At 69.4% G+C, this 14,354-nt stretch carries 18 protein-coding genes and 1 tRNA gene; 13 read left to right on the plus strand and 6 right to left on the minus strand.

From position 1 onward, the window contains the following. Positions 1-4: 4 nt before the first annotated feature. A complete protein-coding gene (gene galE / locus BKE41_RS00435) occupies positions 5-997 on the minus strand; it encodes a UDP-glucose 4-epimerase GalE (RefSeq protein WP_070998248.1) in 993 nt (330 codons plus the stop codon). A 171-nt stretch (positions 998-1,168) separates the two neighbouring features. Here galE and galU point away from each other — a divergent pair, with 171 nt between their 5' ends. Further along, the gene (gene galU / locus BKE41_RS00440) at positions 1,169-2,038 is read left to right on the plus strand and encodes a UTP--glucose-1-phosphate uridylyltransferase GalU (protein ID WP_024827903.1); all 870 of its coding nucleotides are present in this window, start codon (positions 1,169-1,171) and stop codon (positions 2,036-2,038) included. Between the two features lie 391 nt (positions 2,039-2,429). Here galU and BKE41_RS00445 read toward each other — a convergent pair whose 3' ends face one another. Beyond that, positions 2,430-3,332: an N-formylglutamate amidohydrolase gene (locus BKE41_RS00445; protein ID WP_012317070.1), complete on the minus strand. Its 903-nt coding sequence runs from the start codon at positions 3,330-3,332 to the stop codon at positions 2,430-2,432. A 206-nt stretch (positions 3,333-3,538) separates the two neighbouring features. Here BKE41_RS00445 and BKE41_RS00450 point away from each other — a divergent pair, with 206 nt between their 5' ends. The 4 genes from BKE41_RS00450 to BKE41_RS00465 all read left to right on the plus strand — a co-directional run bounded on the left by BKE41_RS00450 (position 3,539) and on the right by BKE41_RS00465 (position 5,602). Beyond that, entirely contained in the window at positions 3,539-3,895 is a 357-nt protein-coding gene (locus BKE41_RS00450) for a response regulator (RefSeq protein WP_003603128.1), read from the plus strand. A gap of 114 nt (positions 3,896-4,009) precedes the next feature. Further along, positions 4,010-4,279: a glutaredoxin 3 gene (gene grxC / locus BKE41_RS00455; RefSeq protein WP_012317071.1), complete on the plus strand. Its 270-nt coding sequence runs from the start codon at positions 4,010-4,012 to the stop codon at positions 4,277-4,279. After that, the gene (locus BKE41_RS00460; protein WP_012317072.1) at positions 4,272-5,129 is read left to right on the plus strand and encodes a carbon-nitrogen hydrolase family protein; all 858 of its coding nucleotides are present in this window, start codon (positions 4,272-4,274) and stop codon (positions 5,127-5,129) included. Before grxC ends, BKE41_RS00460 begins: the two co-directional genes overlap by 8 nt. A 20-nt stretch (positions 5,130-5,149) precedes the next feature. After that, the gene (locus BKE41_RS00465; RefSeq protein ID WP_070998250.1) at positions 5,150-5,602 is read left to right on the plus strand and encodes a DUF1178 family protein; all 453 of its coding nucleotides are present in this window, start codon (positions 5,150-5,152) and stop codon (positions 5,600-5,602) included. Between the two features lie 23 nt (positions 5,603-5,625). Here the strand turns inward: BKE41_RS00465 and BKE41_RS00470 are convergent, their stop codons facing one another. Both BKE41_RS00470 and BKE41_RS00475 read right to left on the minus strand, forming a co-directional pair. Further along, complete coding sequence (locus tag BKE41_RS00470; protein WP_012317074.1) at positions 5,626-6,114, minus strand: disulfide bond formation protein B; 489 nt, start codon at positions 6,112-6,114, stop codon at positions 5,626-5,628. 2 nt (positions 6,115-6,116) lie between these two features. Beyond that, on the minus strand, positions 6,117-6,698 hold the full coding sequence (locus tag BKE41_RS00475) for a YqaA family protein (RefSeq protein ID WP_012317075.1): 582 nt from the start codon (positions 6,696-6,698) through the stop codon (positions 6,117-6,119). Between the two features lie 126 nt (positions 6,699-6,824). On the opposite strand from BKE41_RS00475, the gene BKE41_RS00480 reads away from it, so the two are divergent. The 5 genes from BKE41_RS00480 to BKE41_RS00495 all read left to right on the plus strand — a co-directional run bounded on the left by BKE41_RS00480 (position 6,825) and on the right by BKE41_RS00495 (position 9,680). After that, positions 6,825-6,909, plus strand: a tRNA-Leu gene (locus BKE41_RS00480). Positions 6,910-7,116: 207 nt separating this feature from the next. After that, positions 7,117-8,019, plus strand: coding sequence for an FAD-dependent oxidoreductase (locus BKE41_RS00485; RefSeq protein ID WP_043342882.1), 903 nt, complete (start codon positions 7,117-7,119; stop codon positions 8,017-8,019). Further along, the gene (locus BKE41_RS00490) at positions 8,019-8,936 is read left to right on the plus strand and encodes a histone deacetylase (protein WP_059409015.1); all 918 of its coding nucleotides are present in this window, start codon (positions 8,019-8,021) and stop codon (positions 8,934-8,936) included. The genes BKE41_RS00485 and BKE41_RS00490 overlap by 1 nt, the downstream gene beginning before the upstream one ends. Before the next feature lie 184 nt (positions 8,937-9,120). Next, complete coding sequence (locus BKE41_RS31500; RefSeq protein WP_012317078.1) at positions 9,121-9,294, plus strand: hypothetical protein; 174 nt, start codon at positions 9,121-9,123, stop codon at positions 9,292-9,294. A 143-nt stretch (positions 9,295-9,437) separates the two neighbouring features. Beyond that, entirely contained in the window at positions 9,438-9,680 is a 243-nt protein-coding gene (locus tag BKE41_RS00495; RefSeq protein ID WP_012317079.1) for a hypothetical protein, read from the plus strand. 136 nt (positions 9,681-9,816) lie between these two features. Here BKE41_RS00495 and BKE41_RS00500 read toward each other — a convergent pair whose 3' ends face one another. Next, the gene (locus BKE41_RS00500; protein ID WP_029359143.1) at positions 9,817-10,452 is read right to left on the minus strand and encodes a 2-dehydro-3-deoxy-6-phosphogalactonate aldolase; all 636 of its coding nucleotides are present in this window, start codon (positions 10,450-10,452) and stop codon (positions 9,817-9,819) included. Beyond that, positions 10,449-11,327 carry a 2-dehydro-3-deoxygalactonokinase gene (locus BKE41_RS00505; RefSeq protein ID WP_024827898.1) on the minus strand — a complete coding sequence of 293 codons (879 nt, stop codon included), beginning with the start codon at positions 11,325-11,327 and terminating at the stop codon, positions 10,449-10,451. Before BKE41_RS00505 ends, BKE41_RS00500 begins: the two co-directional genes overlap by 4 nt. 211 nt (positions 11,328-11,538) lie before the next feature. Between BKE41_RS00505 and BKE41_RS00510 the strand changes: the two genes are divergently transcribed. The 3 genes from BKE41_RS00510 (at position 11,539) to BKE41_RS00520 (ending at position 14,341) form a co-directional block, all read left to right on the plus strand. Next, the gene (locus BKE41_RS00510) at positions 11,539-12,297 is read left to right on the plus strand and encodes an ABC transporter ATP-binding protein (protein WP_012317082.1); all 759 of its coding nucleotides are present in this window, start codon (positions 11,539-11,541) and stop codon (positions 12,295-12,297) included. Then, positions 12,290-13,030 carry an ABC transporter ATP-binding protein gene (locus tag BKE41_RS00515; protein ID WP_012317083.1) on the plus strand — a complete coding sequence of 247 codons (741 nt, stop codon included), beginning with the start codon at positions 12,290-12,292 and terminating at the stop codon, positions 13,028-13,030. Before BKE41_RS00510 ends, BKE41_RS00515 begins: the two co-directional genes overlap by 8 nt. Positions 13,031-13,123: 93 nt before the next feature. After that, positions 13,124-14,341: an ABC transporter substrate-binding protein gene (locus tag BKE41_RS00520; protein WP_012317084.1), complete on the plus strand. Its 1,218-nt coding sequence runs from the start codon at positions 13,124-13,126 to the stop codon at positions 14,339-14,341. The last annotated feature ends 13 nt before the right edge of the window (positions 14,342-14,354 follow it).

The following is a 14,354-nucleotide window of genomic DNA, read 5'->3' on the forward strand; positions in this document are numbered from 1 at the left end:
CCGGTCAGATCCGATTGCGCTTCTCCAGGCGCTGTTCCCAGGCGAGCGCCTGGTCGACGATGGCGTCGAGGTCGTCGTGCCGGGGCTGCCACCCCAGGCGCTCGCGGATGCGCGCCGCCTCGGCGACGATCTGGGCCGGATCGCCGGCTCGGCGCGGGCACAGGCGCACCTCGAAATCGCGGCCGGAGATCCGCTTCACGACTTCGACCACCTCGAGCACCGAGTAGCCGCGCCCGTAGCCGCAGTTCAGCGTCAGGCTCTCGCCGCCGGAGCGCAGGTGGTCGAGGGCGAGGCGATGCGCCTCGGCGAGGTCCGACACCTGGATGTAGTCGCGCAGGCACGACCCGTCCGGGGTCGGGTAGTCGGTCCCGAAGACGTCGAGCCGGGCGCGCTGTCCGAGCGCCGCCTGGGTGGCCACCTTGATGAGGTGTGTGGCATTCGGCGTCGACTGGCCGGACCGCCCCTCCGGATCTGCGCCGGCGACGTTGAAGTAGCGCAGGACCACGTAGGAGAAGCCGTGCGCCGCGGCGGCGTCGGCGATCATCCACTCGCTCATCAGCTTCGAGCGGCCGTAGGGGTTGATCGGGTTGAGCGGCAGATCCTCGGGAACCGGCGTGACGTCGGGCTCGCCGTAGACGGCGGCGGTCGAGGAGAAGATCACGTGCTTGACGCCGGCGCGTACCGCGGCCTCGATCAGCGAGCGGGTTTTCACCGTGTTGGCTTGGTAGTAGCCCAGGGGATCGGCTACGGAATCGGGCACGACGATCTTGGCGGCGAAATGGGCCAGGGCGTCGATGCGGTGCTGGAGGATCGTCTGCGTCACGAGGGCTTGGTCGGCCACGTCGCCGACGACGAGCTTCACGCCCTCCGGGACCGCCCAGTCGAAACCGGTGGACAGATCGTCCAGGACGACGACCTCCTCATGGCCGGCGTCGAGGAGCGCCAGCACCATGTGGCTGCCGATGTAGCCGGCACCACCCGTCACCAGAACCGCCATCTCACCCCCTCTGCCCCCACCCCGGCACCGGCATACGCTTTTGCAGACGGGAAATTTACGCCCCGCCACCTCATACTATCGACGTACATGCTTGCGACGGCTCGCGTTAAGCTATCTCACTGACCGCACAGCTGACCACGTCGTTCCATCCAGTTCCGGGGTTACCGCTCGATGAAACCGATCCGCAAGGCCGTCCTTCCCGTCGCGGGCCTTGGCACGCGCTTCCTGCCCGCCACCAAGGCGGTCCCGAAGGAGATGCTCACGGTCGTCGACCGGCCGGTGGTGCAGCACGTCGTCGACGAAGCCCGCGCGGCGGGGATCGAGCACTTCATCTTCGTCACTGGCCGCGGCAAGGCGGTCATCGAGGACCACTTCGACATCGCGTTCGAACTGGACCACACCCTGCAGGAGCGGGGGAAGACGGCCGCCTATGAGGAGCTCAAGAAGGACCTGCCGAAGGCCGGCCAGACCAGCTTCACCCGCCAGCAGGCGCCGCTCGGCCTCGGCCACGCGGTGTGGTGTGCCCGCGAGATCGTCGGCGACGAGCCGTTCGCGGTGCTGCTCCCCGACATGCTGAGCCGCGGCTGCATGCAGCAGATGCTGGCCGCCTACGATCGCCACGGCGGCAACATCATCGCGGTCGAGGAGGTGGCTCCCGAGGAGACGCACCAGTACGGCATCGTCAGCGTCGGCGAGACCTACGGCCAGTCGTTCCAGATCACCGGGATGGTCGAGAAGCCCAAGCAGGGCACGGCACCGTCGAACTTCATCATTTCCGGGCGCTACATCCTGCAGCCCGAGATCTTCGGGATCCTGGAGCACGGCAAGAAGGGCGCGGGCGGCGAGATCCAGCTCACCGACGCCATGATCGACCTGATGGCGACGCAGGCGTTCTTCGGCATGCGCTACGAGGGCCGGACCTACGACACCGGCTCGAAGCTCGGCTTCCTCACGGCGAACCTCGCCTACGCCCTGGAGCGGAACGATCTCGCGGGTCCCCTGCGGGCCGAGATCGAGAAGCTGCTGAAGCATCACGGCTGATCGGCACGCCGGGCGCAGGTCCGACGATTGCGGGCCTGCCGCCGGCACGTTCCGGCGACAGCTCCGACGGTTCGGAACCCCGGTCGCCGGCCGCGGCGGTCAGGGTTCTTCACTATCGATCGAAAGATCAGCCCGCTCTTCGCGGCGTCGGGGGCGACGCTCACGGCGAACGCGGTTCAGGTATGCGCGCAGTGCGGCCGGTCCGGACGTTTTGCGCTTGCTTCTTGTGCGGCGCACTTTAATTTGTGCGTTGCGAGATCGCGATGGCGTCGCGGTCTCGTTGCCCTTCTTGGGCGTTTCCTCCCTAGACTTCGGGCCGCTCCTTCGGGAGTGGCCTTTTTTCTGTCCGGTACAGCGTCACTCTTCTCTAGGAGCGGGTGGGCCGGGACCGCTATTCCGCGGCCATTTGGCGAGGGACCAGCTCGTCGAGCTCCCTGGCGACGTCGGTGATGACAGCGCGCAGGGCTTCGACCAGGCCCGGGAATCCGGCCGTCGTCGCGAGGCTGGCCTCGTTCATGTAGAGGCCCCGGTTCACCTCGATCTGGAGCGCGTGGCGGTCGAGGTTCGGCTCGCCGTAATGCTCCGTGATGAAGCCGCCGGCGTAGGGCTTGTTGCGCACCACGCGGAAACCCCGCGCCCGGAACGCAGCCTCGAACCCGTCGATCAGGACGGGGGCGCACGCCGTTCCGTAGCGGTCGCCCAGGACCACGTCCGCCTTCATGTCCGGATCGCGGCCCAGGCTCGAGGACGGCATCGAGTGGCAGTCGACGAGCATGCAGTGGCCGTGGGTGCGCGCCGTGCGCTGGACCAGTCCGCGCAGCGCGCGGTGATACGGCTTGTACAGATTCTCAATCCGGGCGGTCGCCTCGGCGACCGGCAGGCGGCGGGCGTAGATCTCCTGGCCGTCGGCGACGACTCGCGGCACCGTCCCGAGGCCACCGGCGACGCGCATCGACCGGGTATTGGCGAAGGGTGGAAGACGCCCCTCGAACATGCGCGGGTCCAGCTCGTAGGGCTCGCGGTTCACGTCGAGGAAGGCGCGGGGGAAGTTGGCACGCAGGAGCGGCGCCCCCAACTCGACGACCGACGCGAACAGGCGCTCGACGTGGGCGTCCTCGGAGCGGCGCAGGGTCAGCGCGTCGAGCCGCGAGGCCGCGATGAAGTCGGGGGGGTAGACGGCCCCGGAATGACCGGTATTGAAGACGAAAGGCAGGGTGTGCGCCGCGGGCTCGTCGACCGCGAAGGCCGGGGCAAATCCGAAGGCGTCTGGCTGTACCGGTTCGGTTGCAGTCATCGGCTGTTGGGCACCCCAGCGGTTGAACGAGGACGGCAGGCGCTCACTGTGGTGCGCGAACGATCGCCTGTCCACTCCGCACCGGCGGCTGACGCAGTCGCCCGGGAGACACGCGGCGCCGGCTGCGCGCTCCATCCTAACACCTTGTTTACCATCGCCTCCCTTTATGGGATCAACTTCTCGACTCGAAGGCTCGGATCCGGCCGATGAAAATCCTGCTGGCGGAAGACGACAACGATATGCGCCGGTTTCTGGCCAAGGCGCTGCAGAACGCGGGCTATGATGTCCTGTCCTTCGACAATGGCCTCTCCGCCTACAACCGGCTGCGCGAGGAGCCGTTCGAGCTGCTGCTGACCGATATCGTGATGCCCGAGATGGACGGCATCGAGCTGGCCCGCCGCGCCACCGAACTCGATCCCGACATCAAGGTGATGTTCATAACCGGCTTCGCGGCCGTCGCCCTCAACCCGGATTCGAAGGCCCCGAAGGACGCCAAGGTCCTGTCGAAGCCCTTCCACCTCCGCGACCTCGTGAACGAGGTCGAGAAGCTCCTGGCCGCCTGATCCTGCCCGCGCGTCGCCGACGGCGCGCGCGTTGCCCTGTGACCACAGGGGCATAGGCAAGCCGCGCCCCGCGCTCCTATATGTCGGGCGTTCACGGGCGGGGCGACGATCGCGATGCAGCCGGTCACAATCTACACCACGGCTTGGTGTCCCTACTGCTCGGCGGCCAAGAGCCTGCTGAAGGAGAAGGGCGCCGCCTTCCAGGAGATCGACGTCGAGCGCGTTCAGGGCGCCCGGACCGCGATGGTCGAGCGCGCCGGCGGCCGCACCAGCGTTCCCCAGATCTTCATCGGCGCCACGCATGTCGGCGGCTGCGACGACCTCTACGCCCTGGACCGGGCCGGCAAGCTCGACCCGCTGCTCAAGGACACGGCCGATGCCTGAGTCTCGCTTCACGGCGGCCTGCGTGCAGATGCGGTCGGGGCGGGACCCGGTCGCCAACCGCGACGCGGCCGTGGCGGGCGTGCGCGAGGCGGCGGCCCGGGGCGCCGCCTACGTGCAGACCCCCGAGATGACCTCCCTGGTCGAGCGGAGCCGCGAGCGCCTGTTCGCGCACGTCACCACCGAGGAGGAGGACCAGACCCTGGCGGCGCTCCGCGAGGCCGCGCGTCAGACCGGGACACTCGTCCAGATCGGCTCGATCGCGGTCAAGTCCGGCGACAAGATCGCCAACCGCGCCTACCTGATCGGCGCCGACGGCGAGATCCTGGCGTCGTACGACAAGCTGCATCTCTTCGACGTCGACCTGCCGAGCGGCGAGCGCTGGCGGGAATCGGCGACCTATTCCGGGGGCGCCTGCGCGGTGCTCGCCGAGACGCCTTGGGCCACGCTCGGCCTGACGATCTGCTACGACATCCGTTTCCCGGCCCTGTACCGTGCCCTCGCCGAGGCGGGCGCCGACGTTCTGACGGCCCCCGCCTGCTTCACCCGGCAGACCGGCGAGGCTCACTGGCACGTGCTCCAGCGGGCCCGGGCCATCGAGACCGGCGCCTTCGTGATCTCTGCGGCGCAGGGCGGACAGCATGAGGACGGGCGCGAGACCTACGGGCACTCGCTGATCGTCGATCCCTGGGGCCGCGTCCTCGCCGATGCCGGCGGGGCGGAGCCCGGGATCATCCTGGCGGAAATCGACCTCGCGCAGGTCGCCGAGGCCCGCGCCCGCATCCCCGCGCTGCAGCACGCCCGGCCGTTCACCGTCGACCGCGTGGGTCCGCGCGTTCAGGCCGCGCAATAGGCACCCCAGCAAGCAACAGAATGATCCAGTACAGTCTCGTCTGCGACACCGGGCACGGCTTCGAGAGCTGGTTCCCGTCCTCCGATTCCTACGACACCCAGGTCGCACGCGGCCTCGTGACGTGTCCGGTCTGCGACAGCGCCAAGGTCAGCAAGGCCCTGATGGTGCCGAGCGTCGCCCGCACGGATCGGGACCGCGCGCCCGCGCCGGTTCCCAGGGCGGACGCACCCGTGACCATGGTCGCCGAGCCGGAGCGTCAGATGCGGGCGATGCTGCGCGCGTTCCGGGAGCACGTCGTGGCGAATTCCGAGCATGTCGGGGCGCGCTTTCCCGAGGAAGCGCGCAAGATCCACTACGGCGAGGCGGAGGGGCGTTCGATCTACGGCGAGGCGAGCCCCGCGGAGGCGCGCGCCCTGATCGACGAGGGCATCGAGGTGGCGGCGATCCCGATCCTGCCCGACGACCGGAACTGAGCGGTTCCGCCGGCCGGGACGCGTCAGGGACGCAGGGCGGCGGTCCCCGCGAACGAGGCCAGCACGGCCGAGATCACGGCGCTCCAGCCGGCGAGCGACACGCCCAGCACCCGGAGCGCGGCCACCGAGCAGTCGACGACCTTCGTGGTCTGCAGGCTGTTGAGGAAGTCGCCGATCTGACCCGGATTGGCGCCGGTGCCGCCGCCGCAATCGGCGGGTCCGGGCCAGAAGCCCCATTCCGCGCCGGCGTGGTAGACCCCGATCCCGGCCCCGTAGAGGAGGCCGAGAGCGGCGAGCCCGAGGGCGATCCGCGCCAGACGCTCCGGCAGGAACAGGGCCAGCAGGCCCAGCGGTACGGCGGCGTAGTAGGGCAGACGCTCGGTCAGGCAGAGCTTGCACGGCGCGTAGCCGTATCCGTACTGGAGCACGAGCGCGGCCCCGACCGTGAGGGCGGAGGCGATCGCGAGCCAGAGGCCAGCGGTCTTGAGGCGCAGGGCAGCCGCCGTGTTCATCGCTACAGGATTACCTTAAAGAGCAGGAAGCCGAGGACGATGACGGCGACGGAGATCGCCGCGACCGCGTTCAGGTGTCGGTCGAGCACGCCGCGGATCTGCACACCGTAGCGCCCGAGCAATCCGGCGAGAATGAAGAAGCGGGCGCCGCGGGTCACGATCGACAGGATCGTGAACCAGAACAGGCTGTAGTGCGCGAAGCCCGACGTGATCGTGACGAGCTTGTAGGGGATCGGCGTGAGTCCCTTCAGCAGGATCACCCAGTGGCCGTAGCGCGCGTAGGAATCCTGGAACGTCGCGGCCGAGTTCTGCAGGCCGTAGAGGCGGATGAGCCACTCGCCGACGGAGTCGAACAGCAGGGCCCCGATGGCGTAGCCGACGAGGCCGCCGAGGACCGAGGCGACCGTCGTGATCGTGGCGTAGAGCCAGACCCGGTCCGGCCGGGCAACCGCCATCGGCACCAGCATCACGTCCGGCGGCACCGGGAAGAAGGAGCTTTCTGCGAAGGCCACGGCGCCGAGCGCGTAGGGCGCGGACGGCCGGTCACTGAGGGCCAGGATCCACGCGTAGAGCCGGCGGAGCATTCAAGGTCCCGATTTGAGCGATCGGCCGCCCTTTGAGCATAGGTGCGAGACCTTGGCCAGATCGACGACCCGCGCAAAAACAACACTTGGCCGGAGCTGCCGACCTATGCGAAGAGCCCCTGGCACGCGGGTATGGCGGAATTGGTAGACGCGGGCGACTCAAAATCGCCAGCCGCAAGGCGTGGGGGTTCGATTCCCTCTACCCGCACCAGAGCGCCACCGATCGACGCGGGACGCTGTCGGACTTCTCGACCGGATCCGCGTCGCGACGCATCGATCCGTCGTGCAGCGCGATTCCGTCGCTCTGACGTCGCGCATCGCGTCCTCTATCTTCGCCGCCGCGCGGTCGTCAGGGCCGTTCGGCGAGGCGGGGCAGGGCGTGAACCAGCACGGAATTGTCGCGGTCCTCGGCGCCGGCATGGCCGGCGCGGCCGCAGCGCGCCGGCTCTCTCAGGCAGGGCTCCGCGTCCAGGTCCTCGATAAAGGGCGCGGGGTCGGGGGGCGCATGGCGACCCGGCGGGCCGGTGACATGCAGTTCGATCATGGCGCGCAGTTCATGCGGGCGCGCGGTCCCGCCTTCGCGGCTCAGCTCGAATGCTGGGCGCAGCGGGGCATCGTCAAGCCCTGGGCCGGCGCCGACCGGTATGTGGGTGTGCCCGGTATGACCGAGCCCGTCCGCGCCCTGCTCAGGGGGCTTCCGGTCTCGAGCGCCACGACCGTCGTGCGGCTTCGACGCGCGGGCCCGCGCTGGCACGTCGAGGACGCGTCCGGCACCGTCCACGGCCCGTTCGACGGCATCGCGATCACCTTCCCGGCCCCTCAGGTCGCGACGCTGCTCGACGCGTCGGGTGTCGCCTTGCCCGGCATCGGCCGCGCCTCCTACGCGCCTTGCTGGTCCCTCATGGTGGCAACGGACGCGTCGCCGCCGGATGTCCTGATCGAGCCCCGGACAGATCCGATCGGCCTGATCGCGCACGATGCCTCGAAGCCCGGGCGACCTGCCGGTTGCCGGCTGACGGTGCACGCGACGCCGGAATGGTCCCGCCGACACCTCGAGGCCGCGCGCGAGGCGGTCGTCGCCGAACTTCTCGAGGCGGCCGAGGACGTTCTCGGTACCGGGCTCCGGCCGTCGCACGCGGAGGCGCATCGCTGGCGCTACGCCCAGGTCGAGACGGCGCTCCAGAAGCCCTGCCTGTACGATCCGGACCTGCGCGTCGGCGCGGCCGGGGATTGGTGCCTCGGAGCCCGGATCGAGGCGGCCTACGACAGCGGCGAGGCGCTGGCCCGGGGCCTCATGGCCGATCTGGGCTGCCCCGCGTGATTCCGCCGATCACCTTTCACCCGGCCTACGAGGCGCCGCTCCCGTCCGGCCACCGCTTCCCGATGCGCAAGTACGGTCTGCTCGCCGAGACGCTGGTCGCCAAGGGCCTGGCACCCCTGGGCTTCGTCACGCCGGAGCCGGCCAGCGCGGACATCCTGCTGCGCGCGCACGATCCCGCCTACGTGGACGCGGTGCTCGCCTGCGATGTCGGCCGCGAGATCGAACGGGCCATCGGCCTGCCGGTCGACGCCGCCCTGGTCCGTCGCTCGCGCGCGTCGGTGGGCGGCACACTCCTGGCCGGGCGCCTCGCCCTCGCGGAAGGGCTGGCGGGCAGCGCCGCCGGCGGCAGCCACCACGCGCGGCGCCAGCAGGGCGCCGGCTTCTGCGTGCTGAACGATGTCGCGGTGGCGGCCCGCACCCTCCAGGCCGAAGGTCTGGTCCGGCGCGTCCTCGTGGTGGATCTGGACGTGCATCAGGGCGATGGGACCGCGGATTGCCTCGCGCTCAGTCCCGACCTGTTCACGCTCTCGATCCATTGCGAGAACAATTATCCCGCCCAGAAGATCGCCGGCGACCTCGACATCGGTCTGCCCGACCGGCTCGACGATGCCGGCTACCTCGATGTCCTGCGCGCCCGACTGCCGCCGCTCCTCGACGCGTTCGCGCCGGATCTCGTCTTCTACAATGCGGGCGTCGATCCCCATCGCGACGACCGCCTCGGCCGTCTCTGCCTCACCGATGACGGCCTGCTCGCCCGCGATCGGTTCGTCGTGGCCCAGGCTCGTGCCCGCGGGATCGCCCTCGCCGCGGTGATCGGCGGCGGTTACACGCACGATGTCGATGCCCTGGCGCGACGCCACGCCCTGGTCTTCGAGGCTCTGGCCGCCGAGGCGGCCGCGGAGTCGACGGTCGGGTGAGACCCCGCGCCTGGCGCCTGCGTGAGATGTGGAGTGAGACCTGATTGCATCACGCGATGGTCGATATGCAGTCTCCGGCTCCGCGAGAAAGGTTTTGGGAAGGGCTGCGTTCGAGGATGCAGGTCGGGCGGATAGATGAGGCGGATCCGCCGCTCGCATTCGATGACGCCGTTGAGGTTCGACCATGCTGGCGCGGGTCTGGGATGTGGTGAAGGCGACGCTGGCAGTGTCGGCCCTGATCGCTGCCGCGCTCGTCTCGGCGGACAAGCTCGATCGTCAGAAAACACAGGCGGTTGTCGGCGCAGCTTTGGTCGAGCCCGCGACGACCGGAGCGATCCTACCGGCCGGACGGCCTTGAGGGTGCCGGTCCCGGGCCGCTGGCGACGCCCTGCGTCAGATTGAAACAAGCGCGACGGGATATCTTCTCCGGCCTCGGCGTTCTCGCCGGACGCCGAGGCTTGGCCGCTCGCTGCACCCGATCCGCTCAGGAGACCTACCGCGATGAAATCTGCCCCCTTCGCTCTGGTCGCCGTCCTCGTCGGCGCGTCACCGACGCTGGCGGAGACGAGCGCCGACCGGGCTGCCTGCACGCCGGACGTGATGCGCCTGTGCGCGGCACAGATCCCGAACGCGGGAGCGATCACCCTCTGCCTGCGCGAGAAGCGGGGGGCGCTGAGCGGTGCCTGCCGGACGGTCGTCGACCGGTCCGAGCGGCCGGCACGCGAGATCGCGAATCGCCGATAGCGCGGCGCCTCTCCTGCCGGCGACGTGGCCGACCGCGACCGGTTATCACTGATCCTTCGATAGACCCGTCGCGCAGGCGTGTTCGGGCGGCTGCGACCGTACGAGCCGACCTTCGGGCGGACAGCCGACCGTGTTCTCAGATCGAGCGCTCGAACGCCGCCACGTAGGTCGCGGCGTCGCGGGCGACGTCGGCCGCCGCTTTGCCGGGCCGGTACAGATTGGACCCGAGCCCGAATCCGTCGGCACCCGCCTGCCGCCAGCCCGCGATGCTCTCGGGCATCACCCCGCCGACGGCCAGGACCCGCGTGTCCGGCGGCAGGACCGCGCGATGCGCCTTGAGCGCCAGCGGCGTCGCGACGTCCGCCGGAAACAGTTTCAGCGCGGTGGCGCCGGCCGCTAGGGCCGCGAAGGCCTCGGTGGGGGTCTGATAGCCCGGTAGCGAGACGAGTCCCGCCGCGACCGTCGCGCCGATGACGGCCGGATCGACGTTCGGCGACACCACGAGGGTCCCGCCGGCGGCGGCGACCTCGCCGATCTGCGACGGGGTCAGGACCGTGCCGGCCCCGACCAGCGCCCGCCCGTGCAGGCGCTCGGCGAGCACGGCGATGCTCCGCAGCGGGTCGGGCGAGTTGAGGGGCACCTCGACGAGGGTGAACCCGGCTCCGACCAGGGCCTCGCCGACATCCGGTGCCTCGTCCGGCGTGAGGCCTCGCAGGATCGCGACGAGCGGGCAGGCCACGAAGGCCGCCTCGAACCGCTCGAGGATCGTCATGCCCGCAGACTCCAGATGGCGTGGATACCGGCCGTGGTTGAACCGTCGGGGACGATCACCGGATCCCCATTCGCTTCGGTGATGGCGGCCGCGTAGAGCGCCGCGAGGTGGCCGCCGCCCAGCAGGTGGACCGGGCGCCGCTGCAGGTCGTCCCGGGTGCCGAGATCGGCGCCGATCAGGATGCCGCTGGCATGGGCGGCGGCATCGCCGGGCCCGAGCCGTTCGAGCAGCAGGCCCGAGCGGACCTCGAACAGGGTAGCGGCGAGGTTCCGGGACGCGAGACCGCGGCGGACGCCCGCGCGGAAGCTCGTCCCGTCCTCGACGGCGCCGTCGAGGGTTCCCGCCAGGATGCCGTGTGTCCGGAGGAGGGCGAAGAATTCCCCGGTCATCACGGTGGTGAAATCGGTGATGGCCCCGTCGACCGTCTCGATCCACTTGTTGTGCGTGCCGGGCTGGCAGAACAGGGCCGTCGCGGGCGCCGCCCCCGCTCCGATCGCTCCGAAGACCTGGATCTCCTCGCCCCGCATGACGTCGGGACGCGCACCGTCCCGCAGGGCCACCCCCGGAACGATCCGGACGTCGGGGGCGGGCTCCAGGCAGGCATCGACCAGGGCGGCCAGGGTCGCCGGCGCGGCCACGTAGGGCGCCGCCTGCCAGCCGCGGTTGGAGCCGACCATGCCGACGGCGATGATGGGAAGCGCCCCGAACCGCGCGCGCAGGGCCGCGATCTCCCCCGGATACGCGTCGGGCGTCAGGGCAAGGATGCCGCGGTCGTCGCCCAAACTGTCGAGGACGGTTCCCGCTTCCGACATGGCGAAGGCCCGCCGGTTCGTCGTGCCCCAGTCGACGGCGATGTAGGCCGCGCGACCGACCATGCTGAAATCCCTCTAACGACCGTGGTCTCGAATTGTCTGAGTTAAGTGGGGGCCGCGGCGCGGTCAAGCACGGTCCCGCCGCCCGCATGACACGGGCCGCGACTGATATCACTCCCGGGGGATTGTCGCGCCGCCACGAGCGTTTGCGATGGACTGTGCCGTCGCGGATCGGCGATATGGCGGCAAGAAATCAAACCCGGGAGGGACACGCTTGGCACGGGATGTAATCCTGGCGACCGATGGCCTGACGATGGAATTCCGCGGATTCCGGGCCGTCAACGGCGTGGCGTTGCAAGTGGAACGCGGCACCATCCACGCCCTCATCGGGCCGAACGGCGCCGGCAAGACCACCTGCTTCAACCTGCTGACCAAGTTCCTGATCCCCACCGCGGGCACGATCCGCTACAAGGATCGCGACATCACCGGTCTGAAGGCGGCCGACGTCGCCCGTCTCGGTCTCGTGCGTTCCTTCCAGATCTCGGCGGTGTTCCCGCACCTGACGGTGATGGAGAATGTCCGCATCGCCCTGCAGCGGCGGCGGCGCGGCGATTCCTTCGACTTCTGGCGGGCCGAGCGGGTTCTGCGCGCGCTGAACGGCGAGGCGCTCGCCCTCGTCGAGGCGGTGGGCCTCTCGGACTTCGCCGACGTGCTGGCGGTCGAACTCTCCTACGGGCGCAAGCGCGCGCTGGAGATCGCCACGACGCTCGCCCTCGATCCCGAGATGCTGCTGCTCGACGAGCCGATGGCCGGCATGGGCCACGAGGACGTTGACCGGACCGCGGCCCTCATCCGCAGGGTCTCGAAGGATCGGACGATCCTGATGGTGGAGCACAACCTCTCCGTGGTCGCCTCCCTGTCGGATCGGATCACCGTGCTGGCCCGCGGCCAGGTGCTGGCCGAGGGCGACTACGCCACGGTCTCGAAGGACCCGCGCGTGGTCGAAGCGTATATCGGGGCGGGACATGCCTGAGGCGGCTCTCAAGGTACCTCCGGCGGCCGCGACCGGCGCGCTGCTGACCGTCCGCGGCCTCGAAGGCTGGTACGGCGAGAGCCACGTCCTCCACGGCATCGACATCGACGTGCGCGCGGGCGAGGTGATCACGCTGCTCGGCCGCAACGGCGCCGGCAAGACCACGACCCTGCGGGCGATCATCGGCATCCTCGGCAAGCGTTCGGGCTCGATCGTCTACGACGGCGTCGAGACGGTCCGAATGGCCTCGCGCAACATCGCGCGGCTCGGAATCGGTTACGTGCCGGAGGAGCGCGGCATCTTCGCGAGCCTGACGGTCCACGAGAACCTGATGCTGCCGCCGCGGGTGAAGCCCGGCGGCATGTCGGTGGCGGAGATCCACACTCTGTTCCCGAATCTCAAGGAGCGCGCCGGCAGCCAGGGCACCAAGCTCTCGGGCGGCGAGCAGCAGATGCTGGCGATCGGACGCATCCTGCGCACCGGCGCCAAGCTGATCCTGCTCGACGAGCCGACGGAAGGTCTGGCGCCGGTCATCGTCCAGCAGATCGGCCGGACCATCCAGCAATTGAAGGCCCAGGGCTACACCATCGTTCTGGTGGAGCAGAATTTCCGCTTCGCCCAGACTTTGGCGGACCGGCATTTCGTGATCGAGCAGGGACGGGTGGTCGACATGATCCCCAATGCCGAGCTTGACGCCAATATCGACAAGCTGCACGCCTATCTCGGCGTCTGAATCCCGTACGCGAAAACCGTAGAAGCGCCAGCAAACGGCGACCCGATACTCGGCCGGCGGAGATCCGCCGCGCCGCTGGAGGATGGAAACGAAATGTTCGGACGCATCGCCCGGCCCGTGACCCTCGCTGCCCTCGCAGGTGCCCTGATGATGGGTACTGCGGCCGCGCAGACGAACGTGAAGATCGGCATCCTGGGCGACCGCTCGGGCGCCTATTCGGACATCAGCGGCGAGGGCTCGGTGGTCGCCGCGAAGCTGGCCGTCGAGGATTTCAAGCCGGAGCAGCATGGCCTGAAGGTCGAGATCGTCTCCGCCGACCACCAGAACAAGCCGGATGTCGGCGCGGCGATCGCCCGCCAATGGTACGACCGCGACGCCGTCGACATGATCACCGACGGGGTGACCTCCTCGGTGGCGCTGGCGATCAGCCAGGTCACCAAGGAGAAGAACAAGGTCTTCATCGACACCGGCGCCGGCACGGCGGATCTCACCGGGCCGCAATGCACGCCGAACACGATCCACTGGGTCTACGACACCGTGGCGCTCGCCAACGGCACCGGCGGCGCGATGGTGAAGCGCGGCGGCAACACGTGGTTCTTCCTCACCGCCGACTACGTCTTCGGCCAGACCCTTCAGCGCGACACCAGCGCGGTGATCACCAAGAACGGCGGCAAGGTCGTCGGCTCGGTGAAGACGCCCTTCCCGACCTCCGACTTCTCGTCCTTCCTGCTGCAGGCGCAGGGGTCGGGCGCCAAGGTGATCGGGCTGGCGAATGCCGGTACCGACACGATCAACGCGATCAAGCAGGCGGGTGAGTTCGGCATCACCGAGGGCGGGCAGGCGCTCGCCGGCCTCCTGGTCTTCTCGTCGGACGTGCACTCGCTGGGTACCAAGGTCGCCCAGGGGTTGGTCCTGACGGAGCCGTTCTACTGGGACCTGAACGATCAGACCCGCGCCTTCTCGGACCGGTTCGCCAAGCAGATGAAGAACGCCTCGAAGCCGACCGCGAACCACGCGGGCGTTTACTCGGACGTGCTCCATTACCTGAAAGCGGTGGCCGAGCTGAAGTCGACCGCCGACGGGGCCGCCACGGTCGCCAAGATGAAGGCGATGCCGACCGACGACCCGCTCTTCGGCAAGGGCGTGATCCGCGCGGACGGCCGCAAGATCCACGACATGTACCTGTTCGAGGTCAAGAAGCCCGCCGAGTCGAAGGGCGAATGGGACCTCTACAAGAAGCTCGAGACTATCCCGGGCGACCAGGTCTTCCGGCCGCTCAACGAGGGCAACTGCCCGCTGGTGAAGGGCTGACGGTGGGATCGGG

The organism is Methylobacterium sp. C1 (genome assembly GCF_001854385.1).
In the GTDB taxonomy this organism is placed as follows: domain Bacteria; phylum Pseudomonadota; class Alphaproteobacteria; order Rhizobiales; family Beijerinckiaceae; genus Methylobacterium; species Methylobacterium radiotolerans.

Bases quoted from the DNA above. Each gene is read 5' to 3' on its own strand.
- BKE41_RS00485 (WP_043342882.1), top strand. From the start codon at position 7,117: ATGGCCGGCGCGGCCGCAGCGCGCCGGCTCTCTCAGGCAGGGCTCCGC.
- BKE41_RS00445 (WP_012317070.1), bottom strand. From the start codon at position 3,332: ATGACTGCAACCGAACCGGTACAGCCAGACGCCTTCGGATTTGCCCCG.
- grxC (WP_012317071.1), top strand. From the start codon at position 4,010: ATGCAGCCGGTCACAATCTACACCACGGCTTGGTGTCCCTACTGCTCG.
- BKE41_RS00470 (WP_012317074.1), bottom strand. From the start codon at position 6,114: ATGAACACGGCGGCTGCCCTGCGCCTCAAGACCGCTGGCCTCTGGCTC.
- BKE41_RS00515 (WP_012317083.1), top strand. From the start codon at position 12,290: ATGCCTGAGGCGGCTCTCAAGGTACCTCCGGCGGCCGCGACCGGCGCG.
- BKE41_RS31500 (WP_012317078.1), top strand. From the start codon at position 9,121: ATGCTGGCGCGGGTCTGGGATGTGGTGAAGGCGACGCTGGCAGTGTCG.
- galE (WP_070998248.1), bottom strand. From the start codon at position 997: ATGGCGGTTCTGGTGACGGGTGGTGCCGGCTACATCGGCAGCCACATG.
- BKE41_RS00465 (WP_070998250.1), top strand. From the start codon at position 5,150: ATGATCCAGTACAGTCTCGTCTGCGACACCGGGCACGGCTTCGAGAGC.
- BKE41_RS00505 (WP_024827898.1), bottom strand. From the start codon at position 11,327: ATGGTCGGTCGCGCGGCCTACATCGCCGTCGACTGGGGCACGACGAAC.
- BKE41_RS00460 (WP_012317072.1), top strand. From the start codon at position 4,272: ATGCCTGAGTCTCGCTTCACGGCGGCCTGCGTGCAGATGCGGTCGGGG.
- galU (WP_024827903.1), top strand. From the start codon at position 1,169: ATGAAACCGATCCGCAAGGCCGTCCTTCCCGTCGCGGGCCTTGGCACG.
- BKE41_RS00520 (WP_012317084.1), top strand. From the start codon at position 13,124: ATGTTCGGACGCATCGCCCGGCCCGTGACCCTCGCTGCCCTCGCAGGT.
- BKE41_RS00495 (WP_012317079.1), top strand. From the start codon at position 9,438: ATGAAATCTGCCCCCTTCGCTCTGGTCGCCGTCCTCGTCGGCGCGTCA.
- BKE41_RS00500 (WP_029359143.1), bottom strand. From the start codon at position 10,452: ATGACGATCCTCGAGCGGTTCGAGGCGGCCTTCGTGGCCTGCCCGCTC.
- BKE41_RS00450 (WP_003603128.1), top strand. From the start codon at position 3,539: ATGAAAATCCTGCTGGCGGAAGACGACAACGATATGCGCCGGTTTCTG.
- BKE41_RS00475 (WP_012317075.1), bottom strand. From the start codon at position 6,698: ATGCTCCGCCGGCTCTACGCGTGGATCCTGGCCCTCAGTGACCGGCCG.